Genomic DNA, 18,318 nt, shown 5'->3' on the forward strand with positions numbered 1-18,318 from the left:
TGGGCTATCGTATTGACAAATGACGATTTAAATGGTGGCAATCCGGTGATCGCCGCCCGTCGAAAGAGCTTTGGGAGGCTCCGATGTTGCGATCCACCTCTGGCGCCGCTCGGCTGGCGCTCGGGCTGTTCATGACACTGGTGCTGGTGCTGATCGGCGGCCAGCCGGCCGCTGCCGCGGACACCACCACGTCGGCGGCCAGTTGGCGCCTGACGGACATCGGGCAGCGTATCTGCATTCCGGCCGGCCAGTCCTGGTGGACCTATTTCTGGATCACCATCGACGGGGAGTGGTCGACGCCCATCGAGGTCGGAGCCCGCAACCTACCCACGGGCACGACCACGAGCCTGCCGCATCCGCCGATCCCGCCCGGTTCGAGCGACGGTCACAACGCGCTCAACCTGATCGCGATGACCCTGCCGCCGCTACCGTTCGGGGTGTACCGGCCGGAGCTGACGGCGTCGGACGGGGTGGAGACGCAGAGCGTCCCGGTCACGATCCAGGTGCAGGAGACCTGGGGCTGCGCCTAGGCTTCAGCGGATCGGCCCCACGGCAAGGCCCCACGGCACGCGCCCGGCGGCCGGCATTGCGGCCGCCACTGTCGGCCAGCCGTCGTATCCCGGCCACGATCGGGACCCTCATGTTGTCGACACTCCGCGCCGAGACCACGGATGAGGTACGACACCATGACATCTCCACTGCGGGCATTCCCCGCCGTAGCCACCGAACTGTTCATGCAGCAGGGACCGTCCTGCTGGCTCTTCGTCGTCGAGGCGGTCGCGCACGCCCGGGGCAAGGGGACCCGCTACCTGCGGGCGGTCATGAACTCCTACCCGAGCAGCGACGCCGTCGAGGAGGCGATGAACGCCCACCCGGCGCCGAAGCCGAACCGGCGTACCCTCGCCCTCCGGCTGACGGAGCAGAACCTCGACGCCCTGGTACGGAAGCTGCTGCTGTGGGACGCCGGCCCGGGGGGCGACCACGACCGCGGCCTCATCGACCGGACGGTCGTGGCACGGTACGCCCGCGACGCGCTCGGCTCCACCGGTTCGGTCGACGTCCTGCTGCCCGAACCCGGCCGGTACGAGGTTCCGTACGTCGTCGCCGAATACCACCAGGCGCACCAGCGGGCGGTGAAGCTGGTCCAGTTGGCCGCCCAGGACACCAACGAGGTCGCCGCACTGCTCAATACCGGCTGGTCCGAGATCGGCGGCGGCCAGGCGGCGGACGACGCGCACGTGGCCCTGTGCGAGCAGAGTGTGCCCGCGTACGCCGGCGTCCGGCGCCGGTTCAAGCTCCGGAGCACCGACCGGGACGACGTCCTGGACTGCACCGGCCGGCCGGTCGCTGAGATGGAGCCGACGGTCCATGCCGTGCTGCTCCAGTCCTACGACCCGAAGACCAGGGTCGTCTCCTACAAGGATCCGAACTACGGCAACATCGAGATCCGGGTCTCGCTCACCCAGTTCCTCGCCATGGCCGGCGACGAGTCCGTCAGACTGCGCCCGTTCTTCTCCGACGGGGTGCAGAAGTCCCGTCTCGCCGACGTCCTCGACTGATGGCCGGCGGCCCGCCGGCACCGGCGCCGGCGGGCCGCGGCGTCGGCCCGGCTCAGGGCGATGGAGCCGTACGCGACCGCGACGAGCGCGTTCCGCAGCCGTGATCAGGGCTGGGGGAGCCGGGCGAGCGCCTGGCGGAGAAACGCGTCGCGGCGCCTGTTCAGGGTGGTGGCGGTGAGGTCCCGTCTGCCCTGATCGTGGATGGCGGGGGCGAACACGGCGATGTCTCCTGGCATGTTGAGCGCGGTGACCGCGTCCCAGAACGCGACGTCCCCCGCCGGTTCCCCGGTCGCGTCTTCCCATCCGGCCAGCACCTGTTCCGCCGCATCGCCGCCGAACATGAGCGCCGCGTCCAGGCGCAGCGAGGACAGGTCGATGCCGTTGTGGCCGACCCCGGCCATGTCCCAGTCGACGATGCCGGTGAGCGTGTCGCCGTCCCACAACGTGTTGCCCTGCCAGAGGTCACCGTGCACGAGCACCGGCCTGCCCGCCGGTGTCGGAAGCCGACTGACGTGCGCGTCGGCCGCCTGGAGCAGCGGTGTGGTGGGGTCACGGCCGAGCCGGCGCTGCCGGGCGAAGTCACTGGCCGGGATCGGGCGGGTGCGTACCGGCAGATTCGGCGAGGGGACGGCGGCGACAGCGTGGAGCGCGGCGGCCGCCGCGCCCAGCGCGCGCAGCCGTCGCGGTGTCGGCTCGACCGGAATCGTGCTGCTGCCGGGCACGACGGTCTCGACTACGGCCGCGGTGCCGTCGGCGCCGGTGTCGAACCCGAGGATCGTCGGTGCCCCGACGCGGCGATCCTTGGCCACGCCCAGTGCTGCGATCTCGGTGGCGAAGCCGCCTGGATCGTTCGGGGCGGTTACCTTGAGGACCGCCTCGCTGACGTGCCCGTCGTGCCGGATCCGCAGCAGCCACGGGTTGCCGCCCTCGCGTAGCCCTTTGACCACGACCGCTGTCGCCTTTTCGCCCACCTGCCGGGCGGCCCAGGCGAGTACGGCGCCGGTGGGCTCCGGGGGTCTCATGGTGGCAGCCTATGCGTGCCCTGTTCCTGCCGCCGCACCGTCGACCGCGGCGCCGAGCCACCGCCGACGGTACGACCCGGTCTGGTGCGGCATCCCGGGCGGTTCAGTTCCGCGATGCCAGGTGGCTGAACGGCGACGTGCCGTTCAGCCACTGACTGTTCGTGCTTCGCTGATCGTGATGCGACGCCGGAGGGCGCTCGCTCCTCGGATTCCTAGGCGCGGGCCCGTTGGATGGCGGAGCAGTACTTCGAGGTGCCCTTGACCATGCAGACCCGGAGTGCGACGAGGGTGTTCTCGGCGATGTTCCCGCTCTGCCAGCCACTGCAGTAGGGGGAGTTGTGGCCCTGGGTGGTGGCGATGCGGTCGACCTGGAAGGAGGCTCCAGGGTTGATGTCCATTTGCATCTCGACCCCCCAGCCGTCGGCGTGCCGGTCGCAGGCCCGGATGGCGTCACCCGGAATGCCGCCAAGGGGGTCCGAGTTGAAGTCCCCCCCATCCCACGTTGCTGGTGACCGCGTTGGTGATCGTCAGGTAGGCGTCGTAGGACTCTGACCAGTCCGCCCCCCGCAGTTCGAACTGCACGTACAGGTCGTGCCCGTCGGGTAGCGCCGCATGTGCCGGCGACTGGACGACGAGCACCATCAGGGCGGCGGCGAGGGCGGCGAGCAGTGCTCGCATCGGTGCCATGGTGCGCTTGACCATCAGGAATCCTTTCTTGATCGACCGCTCTTTCGCTGTCCGGCCAGCCGAGCGGACGGGGCTGGTTCGGTGGTCGGATCGCCCCGGGGCGCCGCGAGCGGGGCGGCGTCGGCGACGAGATCGGCGCATGGCCGAGGGGTCACCAGCAGTTCACCGGGCCGGCCGCCGGCCAGACGAAGGTCCGGTCCGGGGTGACACCGGCGGCATCGGCGATCGGCAGATTGACGTAACGGCGCAGGTCCACGGTGACGGGCCGGGCGCTGCTGTCGGACGTGTCGTCGGTCATCGCATCGTCCGGATGCCAGTTGGCGGTGGGGCGTCCGGAGCGGGCGCTGATATGGACAAGGTCGGGTGCGGGAGGGTCCCGTCGTGACGCGCACAAGATCCCTACTCCGTTCTCCAGACCTCCGGGCCGGTGTAGCAGCGCTGCCATCCGGACGAGGAGGACCCGTTGTAGTAGAGGTCGACACAGACTCGTCCCCGTGCGACGTCGCCGCTGGTGGAGCCGGACCAGTTCGGCCACCAGTTCACGACCGCCGTGCCTGTGTTGTCGAGGGCCCACCGGCAGTTGAAGGTGTTGCGGGGGCCTTCCCAGGTGCTCGTCTGACCGGCCCGCCGGAGGATCAGCCAACCGGTGATCTTGCAGCCGGTCGCCGAGGTCGCGCTCGATCCGAAGGAGACCGAGGTCTGCAGGCCGACGTACTGGTAGAAGGAGACATCGACGCCGAGGTCGATCCAGTTGCGTTGCTCCAGGCTCCCGCCTACCCGGTGCCAGTTCGTCGACCTCGCGGCGAACGCCGACGTGCTCGGTATCAGGATCGCCGCGGACGAAAGAAGCACGACGATAATCGCGTGCGCGAACGACTTCCTGCCAGCCATCGTTTCTCCCGTGGTGATGAGCGTTTCCGCCGGTGCGTGCCGGAGAGGCAAGCATGGTTGCCGGCGGTAGCGGCACGGTTGCGCGACGGTAGCGGCACATGATCGACATGCGGCTATACTCCCTACGGCCGGCGGAGGCGGGTCGTGCCAGGAGGTGAGCAGGAGTGGTCTCCTTCGGTGTTCTCGGACCTCTGGCCGTGTCGCGCGAGGGCCGTCCCGTCGGTCTGGACGCGCCGATGCTGCGTAGGCTCCTGGCGCTGCTGCTCTGCCGCGCGGACCAACCGAGTTCCGCCGACTACCTCATCGAGGCGCTGTGGGGCGGCGTGCCGCCGGTGAGTGCCCGCAAGACACTCCAGGTGTATGTGCGCCGCCTCCGGCAGGCACTGGGCGACGCGGACCGGATCCGGCACGGCTCGGGCGGCTATCTGCTCTCCGTGGACCGCGACGAGGTCGACGCGCGACTGTTCGAGCATCTCCTGACCACCGCGCGATCGGTGCGCGGCAGTGACCTGGGCCGGGCCCGTGCGCTGCTGGCCGAGGCACTGGACCTGTGGCGTGGCGAGCCGTACGCCGACGTGGCGACCACCTGGCCCGTCGCCCGGGAGGCGCAGCGCCTGAACGACGTACGAATCGCCGCGGTCGAGGAGAAGGCGTCGCTCGACCTGGAGTCGGGCGACAACGCCCAGGTGATCGTCGACCTGGAACCGCTGGCGACGGCGCATCCGTTCCGGGAGGACATGCACCGGCACCTCATGACGGCGCTCTACCGGATCGGCCGGCGCGCCGAAGCGCTCGAACTCTACCGTCGACTGCGCGATGTCCAGGTACGCGAACTCGGTGTCGAGCCCGGGCCGGAACTTCAGCGCCTGCACCAGGCCATGCTCCGTAGTGACCCCGAGTTGTCCCGGCCGGACAGTGCCCCGGTGACCGTCGGGCACGGAGAGGACTCCGCGGGCCGACGACCACCTCAGTTGCCGGCCCCCGTGCCGATCTTCGTCGGTCAGGGGGCCACCCTGGCCTGGCTCGACGAACAACTGGACCGCCCCCGCCACGGTTCGGCGCCGACGGTCATCGCCCTCGATGGTGCGGCCGGCGTCGGGAAGACCGCGACCGTCCTCGTCTGGGGACGAACCGTCGCACACAGATTCCCCGACGGCCAGGTCTACGTTGACTTCAGAGGATATGCCCCGGAGGCGCCGATATCGGCCGTCGAAGCGATGGCCACCGTCCTGCGGGGATGGGCATCGCCGCCGAGCAGATACCGACGACCGCCGAGGACGCCGCCGCACTGCTGCGCGCGTCCACGGCCGATCGGCGGATGCTGCTGCTCGACAACGTCCGCACCGTCGGACAGGTGCGGCCGCTGCTCTCCGCCGGTGGTCCCGCCGTGATACTCGTGACCAGCCGGGCCCGGCTCACCGGACTGGTCGCCCAGCACGACGCGAGCCGTCGGACGGTCGACCCGCTCGCCCCCGCGGAGTCCCGGGAACTCCTGGTCCGCATCATCGGCCGGGCGCGGGCGGACACCGCACGGGCGCCCATCGAGGAGCTGGCCCGAGCGTGCGGACACCTCCCGCTGGCGTTGCGGATCGCGGGCGCGAACCTCGCGGACCATCCACGGTGGACGACGGCGGACTACGTCGCGGCGATCACCTCCGACAAGCGCCTCGCCCGGCTGACCGTCGAAGGGGAGGAGAGCATCGCCGTCCGGGTGGCCCTCGACCATTCGTACGCGGTGTTGACGCCCGAGGAACAGCAACTGTTCCGTCTGCTCGGCGTGCTGCCGACGCCCAGCTTCGACCCGGCCACCGCCGCCGCACTGTCCGGCGCGACCCGGGACGTCACGGAACGTCTGCTCGACCGGCTCGTCGCGATCAGCCTGGTCGAACCACGAGCCGGCGAACGGTACGCGTTCCACGACCTGGTGCGGCTGTACAGCAGGGAACGCGCACAAGACAGCGAGCCCGCCGCCCACATCGACCACGCCTGGGGCCGGGTGCTGGAGCACTACCTCGGCCTGGTCGACCAGGCCGCCCGACTGCTCTACCCCAACCTGCTGCGGCCGGAGACCGGCCGCGCCCCGGCACCCAGCACGTCTTTCGCGGACGACTCCGGCAAGGCGATCGCCTGGCTCGACGCGGAACGCGCCAACCTGGTCGCGGCGGTCCGACATGCCACCACCACCCGTCCGTACGACGGGTGGATACTCGCCGACGGGTTGCGCGGATACTTCTGGCTACAGCGCCACATGGTGGACTGGCTTGCCGTCGCAGAGGCCGGCCTGGCCGCGGCGGACTCGATCCACGACGACCTGGGACTCGCGACGGCGCACCTGTGCCAGGGCAACTACGCCGTCGCGACGCGCCACTACACGCTGGCCCACCGCGGCGCGGAGGCCGCGGACTGGCTGGAGGGCCAGGCAGCGGCCATGGGCGGACTCGGCACCGTCAACCTTCAGTCCGGTCAGTTGGAACTCGCCGCCCGCAGCTACCGCGGGGCGTTCGAGGCCAACCAGAAGCTCGGCCGCATCGCCAACCAGGCAACCAATCTCAGCAATCTGGGGCTCGTCTACCTCGATCTCGGCCAGGCCCGGGTCGCGGCGGATCACTTCGGCGCCGCGCTGGCACTGCACCGTGAGGCCGGATCGGTCACCGGACAGTCCTATACGCTGACGAACCTCGGCGAGTCCATGCGGATCCTCGGCGAATTCGCGCAGGCGACCACATGCGCCGAGGAATCCCTGGCCCTCGCCCGCGCGGCCGCCTACCGCTCCGGCGAACTGGTCGCGCTGGGCGTCCTGGCCCTGATCGACCGTGACACCGGGGCGCTGGATCGGGCGCTCGATCGAACCAGAACCGCGCTGGCCGGTGTGGAGGAGAGCGGTGACCGGTCGAGCGAGGCAGACATCCGAAACACCATCGGCTCCATCGAACTGCTGGCCGGCGATCACACGGATGCCGAAGAGACGTACCGGGTGGCTCTGGACATCGCGTTCGCGGCCGGCACCCGGTATCAGGAAGCCGATGCCCGGATCGGGCTCGCCGAAACCGCGCTCCGGCAGGGCGACATCAAGGCAGCCCTGTCCATGGTCGACGGCGCGATCGAGATAGCGACCGCGACGGGCTATCGCCACATCGAAGCCCGCGCCCGCGCCGTCCTCGCCGAGGTGCACCGCGCCACCGGCGGCATCGCCGAAGCGCGTACCCAGGCTGCCCAGGCACTGGCTCTCCACGAGCAGGTCGGGCACCTGCTCGGCATCGACCGTACGCGTGCACTCCTGCGCCGGCTGGCGGCCGACGAGACGGCCGTACGCGACACCGAGGGCTGACCGCCGCTGGTGTCGTGCTGGCCGATCCCCACCCTCATGCCGACAGATGCCTAGCAGTAGGGATATCCCATTCCGTAGCGGTCGGGACGGTCGACTGGAGTCAGGGTGAACCCTGTCGAGAGCTTCCAGATTTCCTCGTAGCGGGCATGGCCTTCGCTGGAGGTGTGCCCCCGCGGATCATGCCGGCTGCGTTGCGTGCAGTTCAGGGCGGTAAGCGCGAACGGCACGCCTTGGTTGTCTATGACAAGGCGCTTGGCCTGACCGCCGATTCGGTAGTCGACGCCTATCTCGAACGTCGCCGCGCCCTGGTCGATGATCGACTCGATCACAACGACCTCCTCGACCTGGTCGCCGACCTCCAACGTGTGGTGTTCGAAGAACAGATCCCCGGGCTCGTTGCCGACGCCCCCGTCGGGCACGGCGATCCGGGCGCGGGGGTCGGCCTCGTCGAAGTCGAACATCATTCGGATGGTCTGCCCGGACGATTGCGGCGGGATGTCGAGCAATGTGCCCGAGTGGGGATCGGTACGCCGCAGACTGATCGGCCGAACGTCGTCTATGCGAATCGGCTGATTGCGGCGCCCCTCGAGCGTCACCCGGAGGGTCAGGGTGTGCGGGTTCGCGGCACCGGCGGCGCGAAGGTCGGCTTGCAACTGACGGAAGCCGTCGATCTCGTCAGGGAAATTCCTGAGGACCTGCCGCTGCGGGTCGGTCAGTCTGAAACCGCGCGGGAGGACGAGACTGTCACCTTCGTCGAAGAACTCGATGCTGTAGCGCAGATCGTCGTCGGACTGGAACGCCTCCCGTATGCGGTCCTTCGCCGCATCGCGGTCAAAGGTCTCGGGCAGTACCCAGCCGACGACGAACAGAGCGGCGACCACCAGTACCCCCGCCGTAGCGGTGGCGAGCCGTCCGAGGGAAAGTGCCCCGCGCCCGCGTACCTCACCGTTACGCCCGCCAGATCGATGCACGATCAGCCCGGTCTGCGAGTCAGCAGGATTCCGCTCCTGCCCGCTGCCGACCGGCCTGACCTCAAGGTGCAACTCGTACCACGCCACCGCCTCCCCAGGTACGGTTCCGGCCGCCAGCGCTCTTCGCACCTGTGCGCCCAGGGAGTAGTTCCGGTCAGCGAGCTTCGCGAGGTATCCGTTGAGGGCATGCTCCGCGTCCATCAGCGCGCGAGCGCCACGCATGTGCTGGATGTTCTCCGCGTAGCTCCTGAGCAGGTTCAGGAACTCGACGATGAGGTCGCCGTCCCCCTGGGGAAGGTGGTTTGGATAGGTGTAGCTCGTCGCCGGGCACTCCACGAACAGGTTCCAGAGCCGGCTGCCCGTTGCGAGGGTCTCGCTGGCCACCGGCTGGGCAAACCTCGGATCCGGCACGAGTACCGGCTGATTTCGTGGCGCGAGGGCGGCGTTCCACGCGGCGTGGTCGCGTTTGATTCTCCGTAACTCTTCGACCGGGTAGCGAAGTGGTTGATCGTCCACCTGCTTGTGGTGCTTGCTGCAGAGCAGGAGGAGGTTGTCGTGACTGTCGAGCTTGCCCGGGGCGAGGCCGCCCGCGCGGGGACCACCGGGGGAGCGAGCCACGATGTGGGCCTCCTCCCCGAAGACGGAAGGGTCATCTGTCGCGGTTCCCGGCGTCAGCACCAGAACCTTGCAGATGGCGCACCGGCCACCAGCCTCGACCCAGATGATCTTTCGCGTCTTCTCCGAAATGGACACCGAGGGACAGTAGCGAGCGACAACATCGAGGACAACAGGGTGCCGATCCGATGACTGGTTGCCGTCGCGTTTCCTAATAGGGTTGCCCGGTCCAGGGGGTAGCCCTACCGTAGAGATCAGCACCAAGACGAACCGACCAGGTCAGGAGACCGACATGTTGTGGCACACCTCGATCACACCGCGATGGCTGACGCCGCGCGGCGAGGTCGCCACGACCTGTGCCGGCCGATCCGGCTTCCTGGCCGGCAGCGAGAAGAACCACCACCTGGGCAGGTGGCATGGCTAGCGACCGCTAGCGATCCGCGCGCCGCCCACCCAGATCCGGGACCGGGCGGCGTTTCCGTTTCCGGACCTGCTCGACCAGTTTCTTTCCATCGACCTACGGGTGTAGCTCAACCGGCAGAGCACCGGTCTCCAAAACCGGAAGATGCGGGTTCAACTCCTGCTGCCCGTGCAACCGCCCCGGCCCCGGCCGGCGGCACGGCTCGTTGAGAACTCCACAGTGGATGGCACAGCACCGACGCCGCGCACGAGTGCGCCGCGTCGACATCGTGTTCCGGCCGCCGGCACATCCGCCGGCGGCCGGACGATCCGGAGCGAGGGAGACGGCAACCCGCGCGCCTTGGGAGCGCGAGACACCCCGTTCGACTCGGGGGTCCGGACGTAGGGGCTTGTGGCGCAGTTGGTAGCGCACCGGTTCGGCAGACCGGGGGTCGGCGGTTCGAATCCGCCCAGGTCCACGAGCGGTCGACCAGGACGACCGGCCGGGAAACCGGTACGGCACCTGGGCCAGACCGTGCGGTAGCCGGGTCGAGTCGCCGAGAAAGGCGTACCCGACCGCTTCCGTTTCGTCCTCGTAGCTCAGCGGATAGAGTACCGGATTACGGATCCGGGGGTCGGGAGTTCGAATCTCTCCGAGGACGCCGCCGGCACCGTACCGGGAGCCCGACACACCGGTCGACGGCTCGTGCGTGGCTGTAGCTCAGCAGGTAGAGCGTCGCCTTGCCAAGGCGAAGGTCCCGGGTTCGAGCCCCGGTAGCCACTCCATCGCAGGTGCGGATCCTCCGCCCGCGGTTCACCCCGCCCTCGTAGCCCAACGGCAGAGGCCCGACGTTGAGGACGGCGCCAGTGCGCGTTCGAATCGCGCCGAGGGCACGCACCATGCCGGCGCAGCACGACAGGCCGTGCAGCCGACTTGTAATCGGCAGGCAGCGGGTTCGAGTCCCGCCGCCGGCTCCACGCCCGGGTAGCCCAACGGCAGAGGCACGCCGCTCAGGACGGCGCCAGTGCGCGTTCGAATCGCGCTCCGGGTACGCGACAACGCAGCGCCACCAGAATTCGACTCCCGGCGGCGTACGCCGCAGGGTAGAGGAGTTCGGTCGTCCTCGCCGGCCTCATAAGCCGGAGACCGCGGGTTCGAATCCCGCCCCTGCTCCCGTCCCGATAGCTCAGCAGGTCAGAGCGCCGCCCCGACACGGCGGAGGTCGCTGGTTCGACTCCAGCCCGGGACACGCCACGGTCGTATGCCCGAGTGGTCAGGGGACCGCCCGCAAAGCGGTAGACGCCGGTTCGAGTCCGGCTGCGGCCTCGACGCTGTGCCATCCGAGGTGGAGGAATCGTCAATACCTGTGGATGAGGTAGCTACTACGCGGCGATGGTGTCTTCGGGTCGTTCGACGAGTTGGCCGTTGACGAAGACCGCGCCGGTGCGGACGAGGGCGACGAGGTGGGGTGCGTTGACGGCGCGCCATCGGTCTTGGGCGGCTTCGATGAGTTTGAACGCCATGGCGAGGCCGGCGGTGCGGCTTCCGGGGCCTTTGGTGACGCGGGTGCGGTGTCGGACGGTGGCGAACGTGGACTCGATCGGGTTCGAGGTGCGTAGGTGCACCCAGTGTTCGGCCGGGTAGTCGTAGAAGGTGAGCAGGATGTCGAGGTCGTCGGTGATCTTTGCGACCGCTTTGGCGAACTTCGCGCCGTAGAGGTCGACGAACCGTCTCGCGGCGAGCTGGGCGTGGGTCTTGTCCTCGGCGCTCCAGATCTCGGCCAGGGCGGCCTTCGCGCCCGGGTGCGCGGACTTCGGTAGGGCGGCCAGGACGTTGGCGGTCTTGTGGACCCAGTCGCGCTGTTGCCGGGTGTCGGGGAAGACCTCGCGCAGCGCGGCCCAGAATCCGAGTGCGCCGTCACCGACGGCCAGGACCGGGGCGCGCATGCCCCGGCGGGCGCAGTCCCGCAGCAGATCGGCCCAGGAGCCGGTCGATTCGCGGTAGCCGTCGGCCAGGGCGACCAGTTCCTTGGTGCCGTCGGCGCGTACCCCGACGATGACGAGCAGGCAGAGTTTGTCCTGTTCGAGGCGGACGTTGACGTGGATGCCGTCGGCCCACACGTAGACGTAGTCGACGCTCGACAGGTCCCGCCGGCGCCAGGCGTGGTAGTCGTCGGTCCACTGGCTGGTCAACCTCGTGACCGCCGCCGCGGACAGGCCTGCCGCGGAGCCGAGGAACTGTTCCAGGGCGGGTACGAAGTCGCCGGACGACAGGCCGTGCAGGTACAGCAGCGGCAGTACCTCGGCCACCTTCGGGCTCTTACGGCACCACGGCGGCAGGATCGCCGACCGGAACCGCCTGCGTTGTCCGGTGACCGGGTCGACGCGCTTGTCGTTGACCCGCGGCGCGACCACCTCGATCGCCCCGGCACCGGTCACCACCCGTCGCGGCTGGGCGTGACCGTTACGCACCACCATCCGGCGGCCCCGCTCGTCACGCTCGGACGCCAACTCGGCCAGGTACGCGTCGACCTCGGCCTCCAACGCCGCGGCCAGCATCCGCCGGGCACCTTCACGAACAACATCGTCCAGCAGCGAGACGCCATCGCGTCGCTGCCCGTCCTCGGCGACTACAGTCAGCACGGGCGTGCCTTCCCGACCGACGCGCCAACGTCGGCCTTGCTCGAGACCTACACGAATCGATCACCGGGAAGGTACGCCCCTTCCCGGCCGATCCACAGGTCTTGAGCATTCCTCTCCGAGGTGGAGCAGCCGTCCCTGTTGGGACACCCGGCGGCCGTGCCGGCCAGTGACTGGTCCGGCACGGCCGCCGAGGCGTCAGGTCAGCGGCTCGATCCAGATGTTGCGGTATTGCACGGTGTTCTGGTGATCCTGGAGGCGGATCGACCCGGTCGCCGGTCCTTCCGGGATGTTGCCGCCGGTCGGGCCGGTGATGGCGACGTCGTCGTGGACGAGTACGCCGTTCCAGACCACGGTCACCCGGGCGTTCTCGGTCTTGTTGCCCGCGCTGTCGTAGCGCGCGGCGCGGTACTCGATGTCGTACGTCTGCCAGGTCTCCGGTGGTGTCGCGGCGTTGACGTCCGGCGCCTTCTGCAGGTAGATCGCGCCGGCCTCGTTGTTGTCCAGGGTCGGGTCTCCGTAGGAGTCGAGGACCTGGATCTCGTACCGCTCCTGGAGGTAGACGCCACTGTTGCCGCGGTTCTGGCCGGTGACGTCCGGTGGCAGGAGCGGCACCTTGAACTCGACGTGCAGCCGGAAGTCACCGAACGCCTGCTTGGTGCGCAGGTCGCCGCCGTAGACCTCCATCGCGGCGCCGTCCACCCGCCGCCAGGTCGCGCTGCGCCCGTCGGTGTGCTGCCACTCCGACAGGCTGTTGCCGTCGAACAGCGTGATCCGTTCACCGGGTTTGCGTACGGTGATCAGATCCAGGTTGACGTGTCCGGTGTCGGTCGCGTCCACCCGGTACTGGATCGCGTTGACGCCGCGGCGCAGCGTCAGCTGCTCGGTCTTGGTCGCCCACTCCTTCCAGGTGACCGTCGTGGGCAACACGGTCTGCTTGACCTTGCGGCCGTTGACGTAGATGCTGATCGTCTTGTCGCCCTGGAACGGGTTGGGGCCGTTGCTGTAGCGCAGCCCGACCTCGTACTCGCCGGCCCGCTTCACGTCGACGTGGACGGTGGTGGAGGCGTTCAGCCCACCGAAGTTGTCCACGAACCCGACGCCCGAGTGGCCGGCGTGCTCGGTGTCGAACCCGGCGCCGCCCTCCCGGTTGCCCTCCTCGGCCTCGTAGAAGATCTGGTCCGGCTGCGCGCCCGGGATGGCGTTGAGGGTGTACCAGGCCTCGGTGCTCCACAGTTCCTCACCGTTGGACGCGGTGAACGAGCGCGGCGAGCGCAGGTGCACCACCCGGTTGGGCTGGAGGCCGTCGATGGTCAGGGTGACCGTCCTGCGGTCGTTGGAGACCTTGACCCCGGTGACCGTCAGCGTCTCCTCGTCGACCTTCGGTCCGCCGTACGTCGGGGACGGGACGTAGCGCCACTGCTTGACCTGGTAGCGCCGCGCGATGTCCTGGATGGTGGCGGTGGACAGCGGCCGGGTGTATTCGATCTTGAAGCCGTTCGGGGTGGCGCTCATCGACTTCATGTCGAAGGTCCGGTTGTCGTTCGGCGTCAGCTTCTGCAGCCCGTACCGGAGCTTGCCGGCCTGGCCCCAGTTGCCGTCGGCGCCGAGCCCGCCCACGTAGATCGCGCCGTCGGGGCCGAGCGAGACCCGGTTGACGCCGGCCTCGAGTCCCTGGGTGTGCCGGAACACCGCGCCCTGGTACTCGCCGTGGACCTTCTCCAGGTACGCGCGCTGCAACCCGCCGTAGGTGACGTCACCGATCAGGAACTGCCCCCGGTACGGACCCTTCTTCAGCAGCACCGGCGTGCTCGGCGAGTTGCCGATCTCGTTCTGCGGCAGCCACAGCACCGGCCGGGTCACCGGATTGGCGTCGTACGGTCCGTCGGGATTGGTGTAGTGGTGGAAGAACCTGTCCTGCTCGATCCGGACCAGCTTGGAGGCGGGCAGGTAGCCGCCCTGGTTGTCGGTGACGAAGAGTTCCTGCTCCGGTCCCCATCCGATGCCGTTCGGGGTGCGCAGGCCGCCGGCGACGTAGCTGATCTTGCCGGTGCGCCGGTTCACCACGACGCTGGTGCCGCGGCCGACCGGCTGCGGGTCGGTGGTGGCGCCGCCGTAGTCGATCGCGACCGAGAGGTTGAGGTAGAAGTTGCCGCCCTTGTAGAGCAGCCCGAAGGCGAACTCGTGGAAGTTGCCGCCGTACGGCCAGGTGGCCACCGTACGGTGCTCGTCGGCGACCTCGTCGCCGTCGGTGTCGCGCAGTTCGGTCAGCTCGTGCTTCTGCGAGACGTAGATGGTGCCGTCGACCACCGCCACGCCCATCGGCTCCCGCAGCCCGCTGGCGACCCGCTTGTAGGTGACCTGGTCGGGGCCGGTCGCCCCGGTCACGTTCTCCACGATGTACACCTCGCCGAGCACCTGGTTGCTGCCGCCCCAGGTGGCGATGACCAGCCGGCCGTCGGGGGTCCAGTCCATGCCCGAGACCTGCGGCTGGAAGCCGTCCGGCCGCAGGTCGGTGACGGTGTAGTCGGGGTGCACGGAATCGAGCGGAAGCCCGTCGCCCGGGGTGTCGGCGACACCCTCGCACTCCTTGCGTCCGGGCGAGACCACCCGCACCGCCTCGGCGTCCGTGCTCAGCACCGAGGTGGGTACGACGGCGAACCCGGCCGCGCCCGGCGGCTGCCACGACAGGGTGAGCTGCTGGCCGCCGCCGGCCTCGAAGTATTCGACCCGCAGCGCGTGGTGCCCCTCGGTCAGCGTGACGCTGCCGTCCTTCGACGTCGCGCCGTGCAGCCCGTCGTGGTCGACCACCACCGCGTCGTCGATGTAGAGGCGGGAACCGTCGTCGCTGGTCAGCCGGAACGTGTACGACCCGGCGGTGGGGATGTGGATGTAGCCGAGCGCGTGTGTGACGAAGTTGTTCTCCAGCCCGAATTCGTCGGCTGTGGACCAGTCGATGTCCGGCATCAGCTTGTCGATGTTCGGGGTCTGGCTCGGCTTGAGGGTGCAGATCTCGGTGAGTGGCACCCGCACGTCGTACGTACGCAGCGTCACCCCCGGCTGCTGGGGTGGCAGGTCCGCGGCCTGGGCGGCGGCCGGCGACGTGGCGACGACGGCCAGCGAGGCGAGCAGCGCGACGCCGAGCAGCATGGCCGGCCGGTTCGTTCGTGATGGGCGTGGAGACATTCCCTCCCCCTTCGACGGTGCCCTTGGGAGCCGCCGTCGGGACCATCGCCGAGGGCGCCTGCTCGGGGGACGAAGATGTTCCTCGATTGGCGGCTGGGGGAAATGATCGGCCACATTCGTCGAACCTGCAAGACCTTTGCGGCGTGGGAGTCAAACTTTTGCTATCGCGAGACGAAAGGTCTGAGGGTGGCGCCACTGGCGGGACGCGGGACGGATCAGACCGACTCGAACTCCTGATCGACGCGCCCGGACGACCGGTCGCCGGGGCGGACGGGTGCCGGTCGGCCGCTCTTGCGGGTGAGCCGGATCGCCTGGTGGACGAGGAAGATCCCGAGCAGCACCATGCCGGCGCCGTTCGGCCCGACCAGGCCGAAGAACGATCCCGCCGGGACGCTGAGGTCGACGTGGTCGACCGCGGTGGCGTCGCCGAAGGTCTTGGTCAGGCCGGCGAGGAGAAGTGCCGGGACCCCGTCCTCTGCCGGCCTGGGTGGGCAGGTGGCCTTCCGGATCGGTCTCGGCATCGCTGGCCTCGGCTGCCTTGGGGGGAACCGCTGGGACCCCAGCGTGAGCCGCGACTACCAGGGCGCTCCGGCGAGTGTCCGAGGGCCGACTCGCTACCGGGGCTCGGGTTTCGCCGGCGGTTGATCGCCCGGTGCGGCTGCTTCCGGGGAAGGCCCGCTCCGTGCCGCCCGGGACTGCCACGGCCAGCGCCCCTCGAGCTCCACCTCGAGGGTGAAGCTGAGAAGCGTACGGACGACGACGATCAGGGCGAGGACACCGACGCTGTGGAATGTCGGGGACACCGCCACCGACCGGATGATGTCGCCGGCGACGAGCAGTTCCAGTCCCAGCAGGATCGCCCGCCCGACCCCCTGCCGGTACGACCGGTAGGCGTCGCCCCGCTGGCGGTCCCGCCGGTAACCGCGCAGGAAGGCCACCGAGGTGACGAGCACGCCGACCGCGATGACCAGGACCCCGGCGAGGTCAAGCAGACCGCCGATCCACTGGACGACCTCCCTGGCCGACACCGCCACCCCCGGACACGAGCCGCGCCGCCCCGGCACGTGGCCGCGCCGGGCGATACCCACCATCGCCCATCCGGCGTACGGGCCAGGCGGGTTTCGCCATCTTCGGCTGAAGGGGCTGCCGGATCCGGGACGCGACGCCTTGACAGGCAAGTGACTGCTTGCCTATAACTGTGTGTGTGGAGGCGAACCCCGACCTGTTCAAAGCCCTCGGCGACGCGACGCGACGGATCATCCTGGACGAGCTGGCCGACAGGGACGGCCAGACGCTCTTCGAGATCTGCGGCCGGCTGACCATGAAGCATGGCCTGGCCTCCTCGCGTCAGGCGATCTCGCAGCACCTCGCGGTGCTCGAACAGGCCGGCCTGGTGCACACCCGGCGACAGGGCCGATTCAAGTTCCACCACATCGACACGAGCCCGCTGCGCTCGATCGTCGCGCGGTGGCCCATTGACCGAGAGGAACCGAACCCGTGATTCGTATCAACATCACCAGCGTGCTCGTCGACGACCAGGCCAAGGCACTCGCCTTTTACACCGAGAAGCTCGGGTTCATCAAGAAGACCGACGTGCCGGCCGGCGGGGCCCGCTGGCTCACCGTGGTGTCGCCGGCCAACCCCGACGGTGTCGAGCTGCTGCTGGAGCCGGACGGCCACCCGGCCGCGGGTCCGTTCAAGAAGGCCCTGGTCGACGACGGCATCCCGTACACCCAGTTCGCTGTCGACGACGTGTACGCCGAGGTCGAACGACTCAAGGGCCTCGGCGTCGAGTTCACCCAGGAGGCGACCGACCTGGGGCCGGTGGTCACCGCCGTATTCGACGACACCTGCGGCAACCTGATCCAGATCGCCGCCATGAAGTAGCGGCGGCATCGCCGAGCGGGTGGCCAAGGGTGGAGAAGGCGATCCGATGCCTATCGGTCGATGCGTGGCGGTGCGGTGGGCAATTTCACCGCGAGGCGGAGCCCACCCGCCGGGCGCGAGTCGACGGCCAGGGTTCCGTCGTGTGCGTCGACGATGCTTTTCACGATCGCCAGGCCGAGGCCGACCCCCGCGTGGTCGTTTCCCCGGATGCGTTCGGTGCCGCGCCGGAACGGCTCGGTGAGTGTCGAGACCAGCCGTGGTGAGAGCCTTTCGCCGGTGTTCTCGACAGTGAGCATGACCGATTCGGCGTGGACGGCGGTGCTGACCCAGACCGCGCCATTGTCGGGGAGGTTGTGCGAGATCGCGTTGTGTACGAGGTTCGTGGCCATCTGCAGCAGAAGCGCCGCCGAGCCGACGGTGCGGGCGATGTCGCCGGAGATGTGGAGGAGGACTCCACGTTTCTCGGCCAGCGGCAGCAGCGTCTCGACCGCCTCCTCCACGACCAGGGAAAGGTCGACGGGCTCCCGGGCGAAGGATCTCTGGTCGGCGCGGCTGAGCAGCAGCAGCGCCTCGGTGAGTTCGATCGCCCGCCCGTTGACCGTGTGAAGGCGCTCGACCAGTTCACCGGCGTCTCGGGTCGGATCGTGGCGTGCCACGTCGAGCAGGGTCTGGGTGATGGCGAGCGGCGTACGCAGTTCGTGGGAGGCGTTGGCCGCGAACCTTCGCTGTTCGGCGACGTGTGCTTCGAGCCGCGCGAGCATGGTGTCGAAGGCGTCGGCGAGCTCCCGGAACTCGTCGTCGCGGCCCGCCAGCCGGATCCGGTGGGAGAGGGATCCGTTCGCGGCCGACCGGGTGGCATCGGTGATGCGATCAAGAGGTGCGAGCATCCGGCCGGCGAGGATCCACCCGCCCAGGAGGCCGAACACGAGCAGGAACGACAGCACCGCGGCAGCCGCCGGGGCGAAGGCGCGTAAAAGGTCCGAGCGGTTGGGTACGAAGCCCGCGGTGGTGTTGATCGCACTGTCCGGCACGTAGCGCAGCAGGAACACCCACACGGCGGCGAGCAGCAGGACACCGGCGAGGACGAGGAACCCGGCGTAGCTCAGCGCGAGTTTGAGGCGGACGCTCATCCG

At 69.2% G+C, this 18,318-nt stretch carries 18 protein-coding genes and 10 tRNA genes; 17 read left to right on the forward strand and 11 right to left on the reverse strand.

Annotated elements, in window-relative coordinates; translation table 11 throughout:
- Positions 1 to 83: 83 nt before the first annotated feature.
- Positions 84 to 530, forward strand: a complete 447-nt coding sequence (locus QCD66_RS14695) for a DUF5980 family protein (RefSeq protein WP_407567158.1) — start codon at positions 84 to 86, stop codon at positions 528 to 530.
- A 156-nt stretch (positions 531 to 686) separates the two neighbouring features.
- Entirely contained in the window at positions 687 to 1,559 is an 873-nt protein-coding gene (locus tag QCD66_RS14700) for a hypothetical protein (protein ID WP_407567159.1), read from the forward strand.
- A 104-nt stretch (positions 1,560 to 1,663) separates the two neighbouring features.
- On the opposite strand, the gene QCD66_RS14705 is transcribed toward QCD66_RS14700, so the two are convergent.
- From QCD66_RS14705 to QCD66_RS14725, 5 genes are all read right to left on the reverse strand, one after another.
- On the reverse strand, positions 1,664 to 2,581 hold the full coding sequence (locus tag QCD66_RS14705; RefSeq protein WP_375734154.1) for an aminoglycoside phosphotransferase family protein: 918 nt from the start codon (positions 2,579 to 2,581) through the stop codon (positions 1,664 to 1,666).
- Positions 2,582 to 2,793: 212 nt separating this feature from the next.
- Positions 2,794 to 2,979 (reverse strand): hypothetical protein, encoded by a 186-nt coding sequence (locus QCD66_RS14710; protein ID WP_375734153.1) that lies wholly within the window; start codon positions 2,977 to 2,979, stop codon positions 2,794 to 2,796.
- A gap of 52 nt (positions 2,980 to 3,031) precedes the next feature.
- Entirely contained in the window at positions 3,032 to 3,283 is a 252-nt protein-coding gene (locus QCD66_RS14715; RefSeq protein ID WP_375734152.1) for a hypothetical protein, read from the reverse strand.
- Positions 3,284 to 3,419: 136 nt separating this feature from the next.
- On the reverse strand, positions 3,420 to 3,566 hold the full coding sequence (locus tag QCD66_RS14720; protein ID WP_375734151.1) for a hypothetical protein: 147 nt from the start codon (positions 3,564 to 3,566) through the stop codon (positions 3,420 to 3,422).
- A 101-nt stretch (positions 3,567 to 3,667) separates the two neighbouring features.
- Positions 3,668 to 4,159, reverse strand: coding sequence for a hypothetical protein (locus QCD66_RS14725; RefSeq protein WP_375734150.1), 492 nt, complete (start codon positions 4,157 to 4,159; stop codon positions 3,668 to 3,670).
- A 236-nt stretch (positions 4,160 to 4,395) separates the two neighbouring features.
- Between QCD66_RS14725 and QCD66_RS14730 the strand changes: the two genes are divergently transcribed.
- Together QCD66_RS14730 and QCD66_RS14735 are read left to right on the forward strand one after the other, a co-directional pair.
- Positions 4,396 to 5,550, forward strand: a complete 1,155-nt coding sequence (locus QCD66_RS14730) for a BTAD domain-containing putative transcriptional regulator (protein ID WP_375734149.1) — start codon at positions 4,396 to 4,398, stop codon at positions 5,548 to 5,550.
- 1,037 nt (positions 5,551 to 6,587) lie between these two features.
- Positions 6,588 to 7,487, forward strand: a complete 900-nt coding sequence (locus QCD66_RS14735; RefSeq protein WP_407567246.1) for a tetratricopeptide repeat protein — start codon at positions 6,588 to 6,590, stop codon at positions 7,485 to 7,487.
- Between the two features lie 50 nt (positions 7,488 to 7,537).
- Here the strand turns inward: QCD66_RS14735 and QCD66_RS14740 are convergent, their stop codons facing one another.
- On the reverse strand, positions 7,538 to 9,211 hold the full coding sequence (locus QCD66_RS14740) for an HNH endonuclease (RefSeq protein WP_375734148.1): 1,674 nt from the start codon (positions 9,209 to 9,211) through the stop codon (positions 7,538 to 7,540).
- A 154-nt stretch (positions 9,212 to 9,365) separates the two neighbouring features.
- On the opposite strand from QCD66_RS14740, the gene QCD66_RS14745 reads away from it, so the two are divergent.
- The 11 genes from QCD66_RS14745 to QCD66_RS14795 all read left to right on the forward strand — a co-directional run bounded on the left by QCD66_RS14745 (position 9,366) and on the right by QCD66_RS14795 (position 10,799).
- A complete protein-coding gene (locus QCD66_RS14745) occupies positions 9,366 to 9,497 on the forward strand; it encodes a hypothetical protein (RefSeq protein ID WP_375734147.1) in 132 nt (43 codons plus the stop codon).
- 95 nt (positions 9,498 to 9,592) lie between these two features.
- A tRNA-Trp gene (locus tag QCD66_RS14750) sits at positions 9,593 to 9,665 on the forward strand.
- 213 nt (positions 9,666 to 9,878) lie between these two features.
- Positions 9,879 to 9,951: transfer RNA gene (locus QCD66_RS14755), tRNA-Ala, on the forward strand.
- A gap of 110 nt (positions 9,952 to 10,061) precedes the next feature.
- Positions 10,062 to 10,134 (forward strand) — tRNA-Arg (locus QCD66_RS14760).
- A 48-nt stretch (positions 10,135 to 10,182) separates the two neighbouring features.
- A tRNA-Gly gene (locus QCD66_RS14765) sits at positions 10,183 to 10,258 on the forward strand.
- 35 nt (positions 10,259 to 10,293) lie between these two features.
- Positions 10,294 to 10,366 (forward strand) — tRNA-Leu (locus QCD66_RS14770).
- A gap of 8 nt (positions 10,367 to 10,374) precedes the next feature.
- A tRNA-Thr gene (locus QCD66_RS14775) sits at positions 10,375 to 10,450 on the forward strand.
- A gap of 1 nt (position 10,451) precedes the next feature.
- Positions 10,452 to 10,524, forward strand: a tRNA-Leu gene (locus QCD66_RS14780).
- 46 nt (positions 10,525 to 10,570) lie between these two features.
- Positions 10,571 to 10,646: transfer RNA gene (locus QCD66_RS14785), tRNA-Met, on the forward strand.
- Positions 10,647 to 10,648: 2 nt separating this feature from the next.
- Positions 10,649 to 10,722, forward strand: a tRNA-Val gene (locus tag QCD66_RS14790).
- 6 nt (positions 10,723 to 10,728) lie between these two features.
- A tRNA-Cys gene (locus tag QCD66_RS14795) sits at positions 10,729 to 10,799 on the forward strand.
- A 56-nt stretch (positions 10,800 to 10,855) separates the two neighbouring features.
- Here the strand turns inward: QCD66_RS14795 and QCD66_RS14800 are convergent.
- The 4 genes from QCD66_RS14800 to QCD66_RS14815 form a co-directional block, all read right to left on the reverse strand.
- Entirely contained in the window at positions 10,856 to 12,115 is a 1,260-nt protein-coding gene (locus QCD66_RS14800; protein ID WP_375734146.1) for an IS256 family transposase, read from the reverse strand.
- Between the two features lie 195 nt (positions 12,116 to 12,310).
- The gene (locus QCD66_RS14805) at positions 12,311 to 15,262 is read right to left on the reverse strand and encodes a family 16 glycoside hydrolase (RefSeq protein ID WP_375734145.1); all 2,952 of its coding nucleotides are present in this window, start codon (positions 15,260 to 15,262) and stop codon (positions 12,311 to 12,313) included.
- Between the two features lie 251 nt (positions 15,263 to 15,513).
- The gene (locus QCD66_RS14810) at positions 15,514 to 15,819 is read right to left on the reverse strand and encodes a hypothetical protein (protein WP_375734166.1); all 306 of its coding nucleotides are present in this window, start codon (positions 15,817 to 15,819) and stop codon (positions 15,514 to 15,516) included.
- Positions 15,820 to 15,912: 93 nt separating this feature from the next.
- Positions 15,913 to 16,389 (reverse strand): DUF1622 domain-containing protein, encoded by a 477-nt coding sequence (locus tag QCD66_RS14815; protein ID WP_375734144.1) that lies wholly within the window; start codon positions 16,387 to 16,389, stop codon positions 15,913 to 15,915.
- 113 nt (positions 16,390 to 16,502) lie between these two features.
- Between QCD66_RS14815 and QCD66_RS14820 the strand changes: the two genes are divergently transcribed.
- Entirely contained in the window at positions 16,503 to 16,799 is a 297-nt protein-coding gene (locus QCD66_RS14820; protein WP_357542821.1) for a metalloregulator ArsR/SmtB family transcription factor, read from the forward strand.
- Positions 16,799 to 17,185: a VOC family protein gene (locus QCD66_RS14825; protein ID WP_357542931.1), complete on the forward strand. Its 387-nt coding sequence runs from the start codon at positions 16,799 to 16,801 to the stop codon at positions 17,183 to 17,185. The genes QCD66_RS14820 and QCD66_RS14825 overlap by 1 nt, the downstream gene beginning before the upstream one ends.
- Positions 17,186 to 17,235: 50 nt before the next feature.
- Here the strand turns inward: QCD66_RS14825 and QCD66_RS14830 are convergent, their stop codons facing one another.
- A complete protein-coding gene (locus QCD66_RS14830) occupies positions 17,236 to 18,315 on the reverse strand; it encodes a sensor histidine kinase (RefSeq protein ID WP_375734143.1) in 1,080 nt (359 codons plus the stop codon).
- Positions 18,316 to 18,318: the final 3 nt, after the last annotated feature.

This window comes from Polymorphospora sp. A560 (assembly GCF_045781765.1).
GTDB classification, from domain to species: Bacteria; Actinomycetota; Actinomycetes; order Mycobacteriales; family Micromonosporaceae; genus Polymorphospora; species Polymorphospora lycopeni.